This is a genomic window from Burkholderiales bacterium, from assembly GCA_036262035.1.
Classification (GTDB): Bacteria; Pseudomonadota; Gammaproteobacteria; order Burkholderiales; family SG8-41; genus JAQGMV01.
In genome coordinates this window covers 1209764-1225574 of sequence record DATAJS010000010.1, presented here as the reverse complement: position 1 = coordinate 1225574, position 15811 = coordinate 1209764, and the positions used below count along the sequence as shown (strand labels likewise).

The window sequence follows — 15811 nt, the reverse complement described above, 5'->3', positions numbered from 1 at the left end:
GGCAGCCTCAGAATCCGAGAGGCCCGCTCGGGATCGGCACGTCGAGCAGGCGCACGAAGACGATGTAGACGAACAGCGTAGTGCCGACGCTCGCGCCGAGCGCCGCGACGACGGACAAGCGCTGCACGAACAGCGTCATGAAGAGCAGGAGCAGCAGGATCGAGGACACGAGGCCGAGCCACTCGGTGAGCGTGAGCATGACGACGAGCCCGACGAGCACCGCGGCCACGCGCAGCAGCCCGCGGCGCTCGAGCGGCTGTGCCTGCGCCCTCGCGGACGCGGCACGGGCCGCGCCAACCGCGTGGATCGCGATCGCCAGCGACACGACGATGCCGAGAGCCGACAGCCAGACCGGCGCGAAACCCGGTCCCGGCGCGAATTGCGTCCCGTACTGGAACGAAGACGCAATCCACAGACAGGCGCCGAAACCCGCCGCCAGGACGAGGCCCGCGATGATGTCCGCGCGCTTCATCGGCAGCCTCTAGTGCTTCTTCGCGATGCCGAGCTCGGTCAGGACCTGCGTGAAGAACTGGTTCTGCTGCGCGACGTACTTCTCGGCGTCGTCGCCCACCTTGAGCAGCGGCCGCAGGCCGTTTTCGCTCATGTACTTCTTGAACGCCGCCGACTGGAACACCTTCACCATCGCGTTTTGCCAGAAGAGCGACTGGTCTTTGGTGATGCCGCCCGCGGCGATGACGCCGCGGAATTGTTCCAGCGTAACGTCGACGCCCTGCTCGCGCGCCGTGGGCACTTTGGGATATTTCTCCAGGCGCTCGGGCGAGAACATCGCGATGCCGCGCAGGCGCCCTGCGGTCATGAGCTGCGCGGCCTCGCTCGGGTTCGGAGTCGCGAGGTCGACGCTGCCGCCGAGCAGCGCCGCGTTGACTTCGCCGCCGCTCTGGAACGTGATGTAGTTGAGCTGGATGCCGGCGGCTTTCTCGATGCGATTCTCGATGATGCTGTCCGAGGAGCCGACGCTGCTGCCGCCGATGCGGATGCCGTTCGGCTTCTTGCGCGCGGCTTCGACGAGATCCTTGAGCGACTTGTAAGGCGAATCCGCTTTCACCACGCCGATGTAATCCTCGACGCACAGCACCGAGAGATTGGTGAAATCCTTGTAGCTGACCGGCGAGTGCCCCTGGATCGGCGTCGTGAGGTACGAGCCGGTCGCCGTCGCGATGACGTGCGGGTCGCCCTTCTTTCCGCGGAGGTAGCTGTAGGCCACCGCGCCGCTGCCGCCGGGCTTGTTCACCACGTTCACCGGAACGGTGACGATCTTCTCGTCGGTCAGGATCTTCGCCATCGTGCGCGCGAAGATGTCGCTGCCGCCGCCTGCCGCGGCCTGTACGACGAACTCGACCGGACGATCGGGTTTCCAGCTCGCAGGGGGCAGTTTGGGGACAGCCGGATCGGACTGTGCGGCAAACGCGCCGGTGAAAGGCGCGGCTGCGAGCGCAGCCGCGAGACACAGAGGACGAAGCACGGCAAAGCGCATGATCGGGTCTCCTCGGTTTTATCGGTTCGACCTGCAAGCATCGAACGCTTGCGTCCAGTATGTTCCCGCATTTCGACAAGCGTCAACCGCGATGAAGGCCGCGATCTGATGCTACGCTCGCGGATTGCCGCGCAAGCCGCGAGCGTGGACCACGGTTACGAGCTGCTGCGGTACGCGAATATCGTCGTCGCGAGTCGTCACATGGCACAAGAACAAACAACTGTCGCACGCGCGGCGCCGGGCGCAGCGCCTTCGTCGAGCCGTCGTCCGGCTTGGATTGCGGCAGCGCTGATCGCACTGTTCGCGGCCGTCCTCGTCGCGCCTTCGCCCGCCGGACTGCCCGAGGCCGGCAAGCGCGTGCTCGCGGTCGCGGTGCTCGTCATCGGTCTGTGGTGCAGCGAGCTGCTGCCTGCAGGCGTCACGAGCCTCGTGCTGATCGCCGCGCTGGTGCTCTCCGGCGGCGTGCCCGGTTTTTCGCAGGCGCTCGCCGGCTTCGCCGAGCCGGTCGCCTACTTCCTGATCGGCGTGCTCACCATCGGCCTCGCGGTGTCGCGCGGCGGGCTCGCCGAGCGCATCGCGCGCTTCTTCCTGCGCCGCTCGCGCGGCAACGCGCGGTCGCTGTACCTGCAACTGCTGCTCGCGTTCCCGCTGCTCACCATCGTGCTGCCTTCGGCGACGACGCGCACCGGCATCCTCGTGCACGTATACGAGCACGCGCTCGAGATCGCGCAGGTGCCTCGCCGCTCGGCGCTCGCGAGCGCGATCATGATGGCGCTCAACTCGATCAACCGGCTTGCGTCCACGATCCTGCTGACGGGCGGGATCACGCCGGTGGTGGCCGCGGCGCTCATCGGCGGCGTGTACTGGAGCCAGTGGCTGCTGCTGATGAGCGTGCCGTACGTCGCGCTGCTCGCGATCGGGTCGCTCCTGATCTACGTCGTCTACCGGCGCGGCTTCGAGATGACCCTGCCGCCGCTCGAGGAAAGCGCTGCGACGCCGCTGTCGGCGCGGGAGCTGCGCACGGTCGCGATCACCGTCGCGGCATCGGCGCTGTGGCTGACCGATTCGATCCATCACTTCCATCCGGTCGTGCCGGCGCTGCTCGCGTGGATACTCCTGCTCACGCCTCGCATCGGCGTGCTCACGTGGAGCGAGTTCGAGCGCGACATCGGCTGGACCAACTTTTTCGTGCTCGCCTCCTCGCTGTCGCTCGCCAAGGCGCTGACCGCGAGCGGCGCGAGCGCATGGGTCGCGCAGCTCATCGTGGAAGCGGTGCCGGCGTTTCGCGGCCAGCCTTTCCTGGTCGTCGCGATCCTGATGGTCGCGTCGGTGCCGGTGCGGCTGCTCATCCCGAACATCACCGGTTTTCTCGCGACCACGATCCCGATCGCGATGTCGATCGGCACTCTCGCCGGCGTGAACCCGCTGGTGTGCGGGCTCGCGGTGATGATCGCCGGCGACGCGGTCCTGTACTACCCCGCGCAGAGCGCTTCGTCGCTCGCGGTCTACGAGCGGGGCTATCTCTCGGCGCCGGAGATCTTCCGCTTCGGGATTTGGATGACGATCATCGCGTTCGTCGTCGTGCTGGCGATCGCGCTACCCTATTGGAGACTGGTGGGGGAGCCGCTGACGATCGGGTAGCGCAGGCGGCAGGTGATAGCTTAGCCGGACAGGGAGGCGGGCATGGCAGGCGTGCTCTCAGGTATACGCGTCGTCGATTTCGGGCAGTACATCGCCGGCCCCATGGCGGCGATGCTCCTGGGCGACCACGGCGCGGACGTGATCCGCGTCGATCCGCCGGGCGGGCCGCGCTGGAACACGCCGGCCAACGCCACCTGGAACCGCAACAAGCGCAGCATCGCGCTCGATCTCAAAAACGACGCCGACCGCGACACCGCGCGCAAGCTGATCGCGAGCGCCGACGTCGTGATCGAGAACTTCCGTCCCGGCGTGATGGACCGACTGGGCCTCGGTGCGGCTGCGATGACCGAGGCAAACCCGCGGCTGATCTACTGCTCGCTGCCGGGCTTCGGCGCCGACGATCCGCGCGCCGACGTCAGGGCGTGGGAAGGCGTGCTCGGCGCGGCGACCGGCGCCTATCGCTCCGGGAAGGGACGGCCGGTCTACACGGTGGTTCCCTACAGCTCGATGTATGCGGCGTTCCTGTGCGCGGTGACGGTCGCGATCGCGCTGAACGAGCGCGAGCGCTCCGGCCTCGGGCAGCGCGTGGAGATTCCGCTGTTCGATGCGACGTTCACCGTCGTCGGCGCGAGAGGCCTGCTGGTCAACGGCAAACCGGTTCCCGAGGCCGAGTTCAACTGGAGCCGGCAACTGCCGTGCAGCGACGGGCGCTGGCTGATGTACGTCGCGAACAACAAGAAGTTCGAAGCGTTCATCCGCTCGATCGGCATGGACCGGTGGCGCGACGCCAAGCTGCCGCCGAAAGAGCTCGGGCAGAAGTTCGACGAAGTCATGCGCACGAAGAGCGCGAAGGACTGGGAAGACGCCATCGCCGAGATCGGCTCCGAAGGCGTGATCTGCCACACCAGCGCCGAATGGCTGCGGCACCCGCAGGCGCTCGAATCGAAGATCGTCGCCGACTACGTCGACCCGGAGCTCGGAACCTTCCGCGGCCCGGGCATCAACGCACGGCTGTCCAGGACACCCGGCTCGGTGCGCATGCCTCGCGCAAAGACCGACGCGCATCGCGCCGAAATCCTCGCGGAGCTGGCACACCAACAACTCCCTCCCCCTGGAAGGGGGAGGGCTGGGGTGGGGGTCGACTCCAATGACAACCTCCGGTCTGCATTAGCAGGCATCAAAGTCGTCGACCTCTGCATCGTCCTCGCCGGTCCCACCTGCGGCCGCACGCTCGCCGAGTTCGGCGCCGACGTCGTCAAGATCGACAGCCCGCATACCAAGACGGTGCTGCGCCACAACGACATCAATCGCGGCAAGCGCAGCCTCCTCGTCGACCTGAAGAAGCAGGAAGGTCTCGACATCTTCTGGAAGCTCATCGAAGACGCCGACGTCGTCTTGCAGAACTTCCGCGCCGGCGTCGCGGAGCGGCTCGGCATCGGCTACGAGCAGGTCCGCGCGCGCCGGCCGGACATCGTGTACGGCTCGATGAACACCTTCGGCCACATCGGTCCGTACGCGAGCCGCCCCGGCCACGAGCAGATCGGCCAGGCGGTGTCGGGCATGCAGGTGCGATTCGGTGGCGACGGCAAGCCGGCCACCGCGCCTTTCGCCGCGAACGATTACGGCACGGGCCTCATGTCGTGCTATGCGGTGGCGCTCGCGCTCCTCCACCGCAAGCGCACCGGCGAAGGCCAGTTCATCGACAGCGCGCTCGCCTACACCGCGACGATGCTGCAGTCGGCGCTGCTGCACGATTACGCAGGCAAGCAATGGAACGAGCCGCGCGGTCAGGATGCGACGGGCACCGGGCCGTTGAATCGCTTGTACGAGGCGAGCGACGGCTGGCTGTTCTTCGCCGCACGCGACGCAGACCTTGCACGCTGCCCCGAGCTCGCAGGGTGCGTGTCAACGCACCGCGCCCTTGAAGACCTCATGCGCACGCGCACCGTCGCCGATTGGGTGGAACGTCTCACGCACGCCGGCATTGGCGCCCACCGCGTGGTTCCGAGCCTCGAAGAGCTGATGACCGACCCGCTGGTGCAATCGCGCGGCCTCGCGGTCACGCGCGATCACGAAGGCTTCGGCGCCATCACCACGACCGCGCCGAGCGTGAAGCTGTCGCGAACGCCGGTGACGATCGGAAGGCCCGCCGCCAAACCCGGATCGGACGCGCTGAGCGTGCTCGAAGAGATCGGCATGGGCGGAGAGCTGGAACGGCTCATCCGCGAAGGTGTGATCGCTACAGATGGAGTTAGGGCCGGGTGCTAGCTGGAGGAGTCGCCGTCAACTCCTCTGTAGCCCAACAAGCGGCGTGTTCAGTCGCCTTGCGCTTCAAACCATGAGACTGCTACGCCGCAGTCGTGACGTGCGGGGAATCGAGTTACCGGAACGCTTCAGACAGCCGAATTCCCATTAGATGGCTGAGGGGCGTCGGTAGGCTGCGCGCTAGGCGCCGCCGCTTGCTGTCGCACGTATAGAACTTGTCCCGATGAAGGGGAATATACGATCGTCGCCACTAGCGTTGCGCCGGTCAGTGTCGAGGCGGGAAGCCCTCCAGCCAGCTGTGATCGCCCAGTTAGGCGCTCGGGTACGTGGGCATTGCCGTCGCGAAGCCACAGGGGCTCCGGCTGCTCTGGAACGCCACGAAAGATGAGCCGCTCAAGCTGGCGAAACGCGCGGTAAGGGTTAGGCATTGCGACAGTCCGGGGGAACCGGGGATATTACCTGTGGATCGGTAGCAAAGTCAAGGCCCATCACACAATAACGCCCTGCGCAGCATGCCTACAGATGCTGAGCAAAAAGCCGGGGATTTCGCCCTTGCTTCGAAACAACGGGACGACGTTGGTCGACAAGAATTCTCGCTGCAGCTCGTCGCGGTTGTCAGTGTCCTCCGGCATGATCCAGAACGCCGTCGGCCGCACATCCTTCAACTCTTCCCCCACCGCAACCAGCAACGGTGCGAGAGCCCGGTCGCGGAAGGTTCTTGGCGACACCCCCACAAACAACCCAACGCCAGATCGCAAAAGGTGTCGCAGCATTTCGAACCAGGGATCACCGATCGTACCGAGACGTTTGTTCACCGCATGTAATCCTAAAATTACAAATCGGCTATCACGCGACTTCAGATCTGGATGCGCGAGGAACCCGTGAGGGTGATAAACGCGAACATCCTCAGCACCTTCAAGGGTCGGCGGTTGCAGAACTACCCGAGGCACAATCCCACACAGAGAGAGATACCACTCCAGAACACTGTCGAAATTGAAAGTAATGGCGCGTGAGACTTTGCCGCGGCGACTCCCTGTCATTAGCGCCCCGAGCGCAATTAAGGCGTCATTATGGAGGATGGTTTCGGAAAGCGTCACGTCCTCATAGAGAGCTTCCTTAACCATGCGTGCGAACAATTCGTCGTCGCCTTTGCAAAACTCACGAAGAACCTCGTCAGCAGCAGCTTGAAGTTCATCGGATGACGCCCCTGCCGTAATCTTGTCGATAGGCAATTTGGCGAGCGTGCGCAATCTTACGATCAGCGTTGGCCAATCCGGTAGGCCTGCTCCTAACGAGGTGCCTGCGCCCAAAAACAATACAAGCGTGCCCGCTACTAAATTCGAGGATAGCGCTTCCAGCGCTCGGGTATCTGTCGTCAAGTAGTCAAAGGGCATTAGCAAACTCGCGCGGATTGGTTAGTCTTCGTCTTCTGTGGTCTTTAGAAACGGATTGCTGTAGACCTTTTCGAAGCAGCCCAACGATTTAAGTTGGCCCAAGGCATATGGAATCAATCGCAAATTGCTGCACCCAACATGCGCGTAGAACTTAAAGTGCCCGTCGCGCGCTACGTGCAGCCGGGAACGGAAGGCCCGTGACACTTCGCTTGATTCTCCATTTTCCCACTCACGTTCACAGGCAAGCACGCAATGATTCGGCAGGAAATACCCAGCCTTAACTTTTTGGCGCAAGAATTCTACGTAAACCTCCGCGCTCAAGGGATCGTCCCCCCCCAGACGCACTGCCGTGAGCGACTTGTCGTCAGTGACGATGAATTTGACCCCAACAACTTGAGCGCTCATTGAATCGAATCTATTCAAGCCCTCCTCGGCGGACGCAATAAGCTTAGATACATCGACACCAAGCACCTCGCCTCGTTTAAAGAACGCTTGCCCATCCATGAGTTCGCGCATGATCTCAGCGGCTAGGCCCACGAACGGAAATCCAAAAGCGAAATACCTGTCACCGCGTATAGTCGTTGCGGCAGCAATCACGTCATATAAATAGGGTGGGCGCCCGGTCCCATCCTCTGACAATGCCTCAGCGACCGCTCCCCGCGCAAAGGCGGTACTCGAGCGTAGTTTCCTGTGTTGAATCTCCGCTTTGCTATCCTTGTAATCGAGAGATGCGCGAACGTTTACCAAGCGACCTAAGCGCCGCCAATACTCCGCTAAGTTCGTACCGCGGTTATTGCGAGCAAAAATAAAATGGTAGTACCTCTGATCTGCTATGAAATTCGCGCCGTGGTTATTCTCTTTCATCGCGTTACCTCACCCCGTCGATTGTGAGCAACAAGCGAGGAACATAAGAACAGTGTCAAATTCAAGCTTGCCTGCGTCACCGTAAAGAAGTTTCTTCGATAGACGATCCGCGATAAATGCAGCCGGCGCCGCCACTTCGTCATCCACAAATCCATCCGGCATCGCATACTCAAACCACTCTTCAAACGAAGCATGATTTGTCTCGATCTTCAGATGTGGGTCTGCACCGTTGAGGCTTCCCCGGATCGCATTCGAAGTTAGTACGTGATGCGTAAGATCGACTAATACCAAGCTCGCCATAAAGGGGAAGAAAAGGTCATCCACCTGCTCCTTCGAACTCAGGAATTCCAATGCGGCATCAATCGTGGACGTGCCGCTACCGCCAGCGTGCTTTATTCGAGCGAGTAGTTCACTGACGCGCGTAAGTGACTGACGGAATCTCTCAAACGGAGTGCCTGATATCTTCGTAGCCGCAACGAGAAGCGTCCGAAGCAAATACTGCCTGAGGTCGCCGCGAACCTGCGGCATTATTGACCACGACCGCCAAATTAGCGGCACATACGCCGACAAGCTGCTTCGATAAAAATAATGCAGGTCGAGGACATGTACGAGCACCTCGTTAATATTTCGAAATTCCGTTTCTAAAACGAGTCGCAGGCTCTCTGCATTATTCGGCAAGTAGAAGCCAACACTGACGTCCGTGAGTGTGCTTTTGTTATCAACCGGGCGGGTCAAGGAACCGTGCGTTATCGTCATGCAGCAATAAAACAGAATCACTGCTCGTAGCGAGTCAAGAAACGAATGTTGGCTTATTGGTCGCCCCTCGACTTGATCGGAAAACCGCTGGTAGAACTCCTGCCATGTAGCTTCGGGCCGCCGGTCCGGCTCGCCCTGCAAGATGATGGAAAGTAGACTCCGCACGTGGCCATGCACCATTTCATGCGTCAGTGTCAGAAGACTCCACTCGGGACTACCGCCGGCAGCGAGAGCTTGAATAGCTGCGGAAATCGTATATTCGCTTTCACGAAAACCGAGCGTGCCACTGAAGTAGGGCAATTTGGGATAGGGTTCACGAGCAGGAACCGTTCCGTGCCAGCGATTAACCGAACTGTCCTTCCAACCGCGCGGATCATAGTTCGGAAGTTTGTCGAGTCCTGGTAGCGGGCTGGCAAATGGTGCGTGAGTGGCAAGCCCTGTCTCAAGCGCTCCTTCAGAAAATGCCTTCTCAATACATCGCGCAAGCCTGGTCAATGCCAAGATCGCGGTTCCTACGCCGAGCAGCGAATAGCGCCGAATAAGACTTCGACGCTCAAGTATGGGCACTGCACCGGAAAGCGCTTGAGTTGATAAATAAGACAGGCCCGCGTTTATCTGGATTAAACGATCGGTGTCCTGGTGCAAGATTGTTTCGACTAAGGCGCGATCCGTACGAAAATCCGCTTGGACGTATTCGCCGAGGGTCAGCGGTGGCGCTCCGACGGGGTTACAAACGTAGTTCATTTCAGCAATGAGTTCGTTTGCAAGTGAGACGATCTGGTCATATATCTTCACCTCACTTGGCATATGAATCGCGATCTTCGGCAAAAGTAAGCCGATGCTAGAAACGAACTCGTCTACCGTCATTCGCTGCGCCAGAGGAAGCGATCCGTACGATTCAATACGAACTGCGGGAACCTCAGCAGCACTCAGTGACCCGACCTTCGTCTTTACCGACACTATGCGAGCATCTTCTACTCGCCACACCTCGCTCGCCCAAGGACGGGCTTCGCAGAGCGATTCGATGCGGTCTAGCAAATCTGGGGCAGGTGAGATCCAGAGTACCGATGCAATGCCCGAGGTGAAGAAGAGTCCCGATTGGGACTCCGGCGGAGCATTCTCAAGCAACCGAGCGAGAACTCGAAACGCCGAATGAAAGCACAGAAAGTAAAGGTGATGAACTCCGTTGCCCAGGGTCGGTAGAGGTAGGTCCGAGAACGCGGGAAATACCGGGTTAGATCGGCATGCGCCCGGAAATTCGCATCCCTGCAACGTGTCTGACGCTGTTAGGGCAATACGCCATCCGGTACTGTCGAGCGTCGGCGGCCACTCGGGACGACTATCCTCAAAGACAGTTAACCAGAGCTGGGTTTCGGACAAATCCCCTCCCCGCAACGTTAGGTCCAAGAGAGCGCATGCAGGTGCCGACTTGCGCCCTATCTTGTAATCTCTTAGGCGCAGCCTCAGAACATATTAAAGCATCATGAGGAGCAATGGGCACGGGCCTTTGGTGAAGGGAATCGGATTCAAGCCCAGCGGGCTCGACATTTGTCGGATAGCACCCTGAACCGCCTCATCGCGACTAATCCCTTGATAATGACCACGCCCTAGCAAGACGCCCTTGCATCCAGCGGGACATCGCACATGGCGCAGATCATGTTCAGTGGCCGGATCATCCCGAGCAAACCATAGAAGGCGAACATACTGAGTTTTTAACGCCACACCAGAAGGGAGGTTCGATGAAAGTCTACGAACGCATGGCCGAAGCCTTCATCGCCGAAGGCACCTCGCACGTCTTCGGCATGATGGGCGACGGCAACATGTACTGGATGAACGCGCTGCTCGATCGCGGCGTGGAATGCGTCGAAGTGCGTCACGAAGGCGTCGGCATGGGCATGGCCGACGGCTGGGCTCGCCACGCGCAGACGCCCGGCGTCGCGACCGCCACGTGCGGTCCGGGCGTGACGCAGCTCGCAACGGCGTGCGTCGTCGCAGCGCGCGCCGAGTCGCCCGTCGTGGCGTTCGTCGGCGAGCGCCCGGCGAAAGATCCCGATTATCACCAGGGCCTCAACCAGTCGCGCTTCGCCGACGGCGTCGAGACGGCGTTCATCCGCCTCGACACCGGCGAATTCGCGGACGAAGCGGTGCGCCGCGCCTTCTACAAGGCGAAGCTCGAACGGCGCCCGGTCATGCTGAGCGCGCCGATGGACGTCCAGCAGGGCAAATGGGACGACGACGAGCCTTACGTGCCGTCGGCGAGCCTGCTGCCGAACCGCGCCGGCGTGATGGACGAGGGCGCGCTGAAAAAAGCCGCGGACCTCATCGCGAAGAGCAAAAAGCCGGTGATCGTCGTCGGCCGCGGCGCGGTCTGGTCGGGCGCGGGCGACGCGGTGCTCAAGCTCGGCGAGCGCATCGGCGGCCTCGTCGCCACGAGCCTGCGCGCCAAGACGTGGCTCTCCGACAAGACCGAGTACCACGCGGGCGTCTCCGGCCTGTACGCGACCAAAGCCTCGATGCAGCTCCTGCACGAGGCCGACGTGGTGATCGGCGTGGGTGCGAGCCTGAACCGCCACACGACGGAGCACGGCTATCTCTACCCCAACGCGAAGTTCATCCACCTCGATCCCAAGCCGCACGTCGTTCTCGGGAACGGCAAGGGCGCGGACATCTACGTGCAGAGCGACGCGAAAGAAGGCCTCGAAGCGCTCGACGCCCTGCTGGAAAAGCGCGGCTTCAAGCAGGCCGGCTACCGCACCGGCGAGACGCTCGAGCGCCTCTCCAACATGTACGAGGACCGCACCGAGTTCGAGATCGAGCCCGGCACCATCGACCCGCGGCTCGTCGCGCGCACCGTGGACGAGCTCGTGCCCGGCGACGTCGGCATGTTCATCGGCAGCGGCGCGCAGTCGGCGCTCACGACGATGAACACCTTCAAGGCGCGGCCGTACGTGCACAACTCGGGCTTCTTCGGCTGCATCGGCCAGATGTTCCCGACCGCGATGGGCGCGATGTTCGCGATGGGCAACAAGCCGGCGGTCCTCATCGACGGCGACGCGAGCACGATGATGCACCTGTCGGACTTCGACACGGCGGTGCGTTACAACCTGCCTCTCCTGATCGTGGTGCAGAACGACGAAGCGCTCGGCTCGGAATACCACAAGCTGCGCGCGCACGACATGGATCCGGAGACGTCCGCGATTCGTTCGCCGGACATGGGCGCCCTCGCGCGGGCGTGGGGCGCACGCGGCTCTCTGGCGCGCAGCGTCGACGAGGTGCGCAAAGGCGTCGCGGAATGGGTGGCTGAGCCGGGGCCGATGATCATCGACGCCCGTATCTCGAAAGCGGTGATCAGCCTGCCGTTCCGGCGCGTGCTGTACGGGAAGGACGAGTAGCCAGGAGGGTCAGGTCCGCATTCGACGAATGCGGACCTGACCGATAGGCATTGCCAACACGGCCCCGGTGTCCCATACTTGGGGTGTCCACCCTTCCCTGTCGTCCGCGCCCGCCCCCCGGGTGCGCTCCGCGCCCTTCTTATAGCTCGTCGATGCGCACCTGACCTCGCGCGCGTGTCCCACTTCAAAGGATTCAACCATGCAAGGCACCGTGAAATTCTTCAATGCGACCAAGGGTTTCGGTTTCGTCCAGCCCGACGACGGCTCGAAGGACGTGTTCGTGCACATCTCGGCAGTTCAGAGCGCCGGCCTCGCCACTCTTGCGGAGAACCAGAAAATCTCCTTCGACACCGAGCGCGGCAAGGACGGACGTGTTTCCGCGGTCAATCTGAAGCCCCTCTGAGAACGCGCCGACATGACCGAAACACCCCGCAAGCAACTGGACGCCATCGATCTGCTGATGCAGGACCATCGCGAGCTCGAATCGATGTTCAGACATTTTGAATACCTGCACGCCAGGGACGAGGACGCCGCCGAGGTGGTCGAAGCCGCCTGCGCCGAGATCCGCACGCACGATGCGGTCAAGAGCGAGCTGTTCTGTCCGGCGGTGTCCGAAGCCATCGACGAGCCGGACATGGAAGACCTGCTCGCGCAGATCGAGGAAGGACATCAGGCGATACGCAAGCTCGTCTCGAGCGTCGAGCAGGCGGCTCGGGACGACGCGAAACGCAACGCGCAGTTCAGCCTGCTGACCGAGCGCGTCGAGCAACAGTTCGAGCTCGCAGAAACCCGGGTATTTCCCCGCGCCCGCCGGGCGGAACGGCTCGATCTCGCGGCGGTCACCGACCGCATGAAAGCGCGCCGAAGCGAGATGGCGCGGCACCTATAGGAGACAGCAGTGGCTGAAATTCATTTTGTCGAACGCACCGACAGCGTTCGCAAGATCGACCCGTCCCGCAACGAATGGGAGAGCGGATACTGGCAGCTGAGTGAAGAAACCGCGCAGAAGTTCGTGGGCGGCGTTCTCTATCTTCATCGCACCAAGCACGCTTCGTCGCATTTCGGCGGCGACATCATCGATTACCGCATCGAGCAATCCGGCGCGGAAGCAGGCCGCGTCGTGTTCAAGCTGCGCGCCAACGCCGATTGCAAAGGCGTGAAGATCGACGGCAAGGGCTGGAGCAAAGACTGCAAGATCGTCTGAGCTACGATCGCGCGGCCGCCCGCTCGGCCGGGAACAGCGGACCCCGCTCGCGGCTGCAGTAGACGAGTCGCAGCCCCAGGATCAACGCCTCGGTCATGAACGCCGCGCCCACCGCGGCGACGCCGACCGCCGCGGCGTTCAGATCAGGCTCTATCAGCGTGACGCTGCCGACCGCCGTCACGACCATCAAGCGCACCACGGCGCTACCGGCGATCGCACCGGTGCGGCGCATGGCCGACAGCATGCCGCGAAACAGCGACGCGTAACCCCACGCGACGACGACCACCAGCAGCATCTGCACGCCGGGCGCCGCGTAGCTGCTCAGCGCGTGCGGCAGGCCCATGACCCGGCTCAGGATCACGTCGCGCATCGGCGTATAGAAGAGGATGCCGACGAGCGCGACGTACACCAGCGTCACCCAGTGCGCGAAACGCAGCATCACGCGGGTATCGGCGCGGCTGTGCACGAGCGCCTGCGCGGTCTGCGCCATGTTGCGCAGCGGAGAGGCGACCAGTGAGTTGAGCGCGTTGACCACGCCGAACACCCAGTCGGGGTCCGTTTCGCGATAGAGTAAGCCAAGCAGCGCCCGACGCGCGCCGGAGTCACATGATGCGGACTTACCATGCACTGAACGGGATTCGCGCGTGCGTCTTCGACGCCTACGGCACGCTCTTCGACGTCAACAGCGCGGCCGAGCGCGAGGCGAACGCGCTCGGCGCGAAATGGCAGCCGCTCTCTGAGTTATGGCGCGCGAAGCAGCTCCAGTACACCTGGCTGCGCAGCCTCGGGGGGCGTTACGTCGATTTCCGGCAGGTGACGGGCGAAGCGCTGGACTTCGCGATGGAGAGCCACGGCTTGAACGACGCCGATCTGCGCGAGCGGCTGATGGCGCTCTATCTGCGTCTGGGCGCGTATGCAGACGTGACCGGGACGCTCTCGCGCCTCAAGGCGAGCGGCCTGAAGCTCGCGATCCTTTCGAACGGCTCGCCGTCGATGTTGTCCGCGGCGGTCGCCAACGCCGGAATCGCGGGTTTGCTCGACGACGTGCTGTCGGTCGCCGACGTCGGCGTCTACAAGCCGCATCCCTCGGTATACAAGCTCGCTGTCGACCGGCTGCACGTGGCGCCGGTGGAAATCTGTTTCGTCTCTTCGAACGGCTGGGATGCGTTCTCGGCGAAAGCATTCGGATTCAGGGTCGTGTGGTGCAACCGGACAAGGCAGCCGCCGGAGCGCATGCCGTCGAACCCCGACGCCGAGATCGCCACGCTTGCGGCGTTGCCGGACCTCGTCGTCGACTGAGCCGCCACCGGTTCCGCGATACGCCATAATTGCGCCTTGCTTCGCTGCCGGGCCACGCCGCCTCGTGTCGGTACGGGATGTGCTCCCCGATTCGCGTGGACAACATTACCCGTAACGAGAGCTGACCTTGCGCGAACAGTACGACGTCATCGTCATCGGCAGCGGCCCCGCCGGAGAGGGCGCTGCGATGACGGCTTCCAAGGGCGGCCGCCGCGTCGCGGTGATCGATCAGGACGTGGACGTCGGCGGCTCGTGCACCCACAGGGGCACGATACCGAGCAAGGCGCTGCGCCATGCGATCCAGCAGCTTGCCGACAACGGCACCCGGACCGAGCCCGATTACCTCGACCTCATCCGCAAGGCCGAAGCGGCGATCCGCAGCCAGGTTCAGCTCCGCCGCGGCTTCTACGAGCGCAATCACGTCGACGTGATCGGCGGCCGGGCCGCGTTCGTCGACGCGCAAACGGTCGAGGTGGCGGCGCCGAACGGGGCGAAGCATCGCCTGCGCGCCGACCGCTTCGTCCTCGCGACCGGATCGCGCCCCTACCGTCCGCCGGACGTCGATTTCTCGCATCCGCGCATCGTCGACAGCGACACCGTGCTGCGCCTGAACGAGACGCCGCGCAGCATCACGATCTACGGCGCCGGGGTGATCGGCTGCGAGTACGCCTCGATCTTCCGCGGCTTGCGCATCAAGGTGAACCTCATCAACACCCGGGACAAGCTGTTGTCCTTCCTCGACGACGAGATCATCGACGCGCTCGCCTACCACCTGCGCGAGCGCGGCGTGCTCATCCGCCACAGCGAGGAATACGCGCGCGTCGAAGCCGACGACTCGGGGGTGCGCGTGCACCTGAAGTCCAACAAGGTCATCCAGAGCGACGTGCTGCTGTGGGCGCAGGGCCGCACCGGCAACTCGGATGCGATGGGGCTCGACGCGATCGGCCTCGAGATCAACGAGCGCGGATCGATCGTCGTCAATGCGTCGTACCAGACCGCCCAGGCGCACATCTACGCGGTCGGCGACGTGGTCGGCTATCCCAGCCTCGCCAGCGCGTCCTACGACCAGGGCCGGTTCGCCGCCACGCACGCGCTCACCGGCACGTGCGACCAGCGCCTGGTCGAAGACATTCCCACCGGGATCTACACCATCCCCGAGATCAGCTCGCTCGGCGCCACCGAGCGCGAGCTCACGGCGCAGAAGGTGCCTTACGAGGTCGGCCACGCATTCTTCCGCCACCTCGCGAGGGCACAGATCGTCGGCCGCACGACCGGCATGCTGAAGATCCTGTTCCATCGCGAGACCCTGCGCATCCTCGGCATCCATTGCTTCGGCAGCCAGGCTTCGGAGATCATTCACATCGGCCAGGCCGTCATGACGCAGCCCGGCGAGGCCAATACGCTGCGTTACTTCATCAATACGACTTTCAATTACCCGACCATGGCGGAGGCGTATCGCGTCGCCGCGCTGAACGGGCTGAACCGCGTGATCTAGAACGAC

Annotated in this window: 14 protein-coding genes; 8 read left to right on the top strand and 6 right to left on the bottom strand. The window is 63.0% G+C overall.

Annotated elements, in window-relative coordinates:
- Window positions 1-7: 7 nt before the first annotated feature.
- A complete protein-coding gene (locus tag VHP37_13750) occupies window positions 8-472 on the bottom strand; it encodes a tripartite tricarboxylate transporter TctB family protein (protein ID HEX2827408.1) in 465 nt (154 codons plus the stop codon).
- A 9-nt stretch (window positions 473-481) separates the two neighbouring features.
- A complete protein-coding gene (locus tag VHP37_13745; GenBank protein HEX2827407.1) occupies window positions 482-1495 on the bottom strand; it encodes a tripartite tricarboxylate transporter substrate binding protein in 1014 nt (337 codons plus the stop codon).
- A 201-nt stretch (window positions 1496-1696) separates the two neighbouring features.
- Here VHP37_13745 and VHP37_13740 point away from each other — a divergent pair, with 201 nt between their 5' ends.
- Window positions 1697-3136 (top strand): SLC13 family permease, encoded by a 1440-nt coding sequence (locus VHP37_13740; protein HEX2827406.1) that lies wholly within the window; start codon window positions 1697-1699, stop codon window positions 3134-3136.
- 42 nt (window positions 3137-3178) lie between these two features.
- Window positions 3179-5404 carry a CoA transferase gene (locus VHP37_13735; GenBank protein HEX2827405.1) on the top strand — a complete coding sequence of 742 codons (2226 nt, stop codon included), beginning with the start codon at window positions 3179-3181 and terminating at the stop codon, window positions 5402-5404.
- A gap of 485 nt (window positions 5405-5889) precedes the next feature.
- Here the strand turns inward: VHP37_13735 and VHP37_13730 are convergent, their stop codons facing one another.
- Genes VHP37_13730 through VHP37_13720 form a run of 3 tightly spaced genes read right to left on the bottom strand, consistent with a single transcriptional unit; the run spans window position 5890 to window position 9282 of the window.
- Window positions 5890-6795 (bottom strand): SIR2 family protein, encoded by a 906-nt coding sequence (locus tag VHP37_13730; GenBank protein HEX2827404.1) that lies wholly within the window; start codon window positions 6793-6795, stop codon window positions 5890-5892.
- Window positions 6796-6816: 21 nt separating this feature from the next.
- Window positions 6817-7659 (bottom strand): hypothetical protein, encoded by an 843-nt coding sequence (locus VHP37_13725; protein HEX2827403.1) that lies wholly within the window; start codon window positions 7657-7659, stop codon window positions 6817-6819.
- A 9-nt stretch (window positions 7660-7668) separates the two neighbouring features.
- Window positions 7669-9282, bottom strand: a complete 1614-nt coding sequence (locus VHP37_13720) for a hypothetical protein (GenBank protein HEX2827402.1) — start codon at window positions 9280-9282, stop codon at window positions 7669-7671.
- 872 nt (window positions 9283-10154) lie between these two features.
- Between VHP37_13720 and VHP37_13715 the strand changes: the two genes are divergently transcribed.
- The 4 genes from VHP37_13715 to VHP37_13700 all read left to right on the top strand — a co-directional run bounded on the left by VHP37_13715 (window position 10155) and on the right by VHP37_13700 (window position 13011).
- A complete protein-coding gene (locus VHP37_13715) occupies window positions 10155-11807 on the top strand; it encodes a thiamine pyrophosphate-binding protein (GenBank protein ID HEX2827401.1) in 1653 nt (550 codons plus the stop codon).
- Window positions 11808-12006: 199 nt separating this feature from the next.
- Complete coding sequence (locus tag VHP37_13710; GenBank protein HEX2827400.1) at window positions 12007-12210, top strand: cold-shock protein; 204 nt, start codon at window positions 12007-12009, stop codon at window positions 12208-12210.
- Window positions 12211-12222: 12 nt separating this feature from the next.
- Window positions 12223-12696, top strand: coding sequence for a hemerythrin domain-containing protein (locus VHP37_13705; GenBank protein HEX2827399.1), 474 nt, complete (start codon window positions 12223-12225; stop codon window positions 12694-12696).
- A gap of 9 nt (window positions 12697-12705) precedes the next feature.
- The gene (locus VHP37_13700) at window positions 12706-13011 is read left to right on the top strand and encodes a hypothetical protein (protein ID HEX2827398.1); all 306 of its coding nucleotides are present in this window, start codon (window positions 12706-12708) and stop codon (window positions 13009-13011) included.
- A 1-nt stretch (window position 13012) separates the two neighbouring features.
- Here the strand turns inward: VHP37_13700 and VHP37_13695 are convergent, their stop codons facing one another.
- The gene (locus tag VHP37_13695; GenBank protein HEX2827397.1) at window positions 13013-13546 is read right to left on the bottom strand and encodes a hypothetical protein; all 534 of its coding nucleotides are present in this window, start codon (window positions 13544-13546) and stop codon (window positions 13013-13015) included.
- Window positions 13547-13620: 74 nt separating this feature from the next.
- Here VHP37_13695 and VHP37_13690 point away from each other — a divergent pair, with 74 nt between their 5' ends.
- Both VHP37_13690 and sthA read left to right on the top strand, forming a co-directional pair.
- Window positions 13621-14310 (top strand): haloacid dehalogenase type II, encoded by a 690-nt coding sequence (locus VHP37_13690; protein ID HEX2827396.1) that lies wholly within the window; start codon window positions 13621-13623, stop codon window positions 14308-14310.
- A 127-nt stretch (window positions 14311-14437) separates the two neighbouring features.
- Window positions 14438-15805: a Si-specific NAD(P)(+) transhydrogenase gene (gene sthA / locus VHP37_13685; GenBank protein ID HEX2827395.1), complete on the top strand. Its 1368-nt coding sequence runs from the start codon at window positions 14438-14440 to the stop codon at window positions 15803-15805.
- The last annotated feature ends 6 nt before the right edge of the window (window positions 15806-15811 follow it).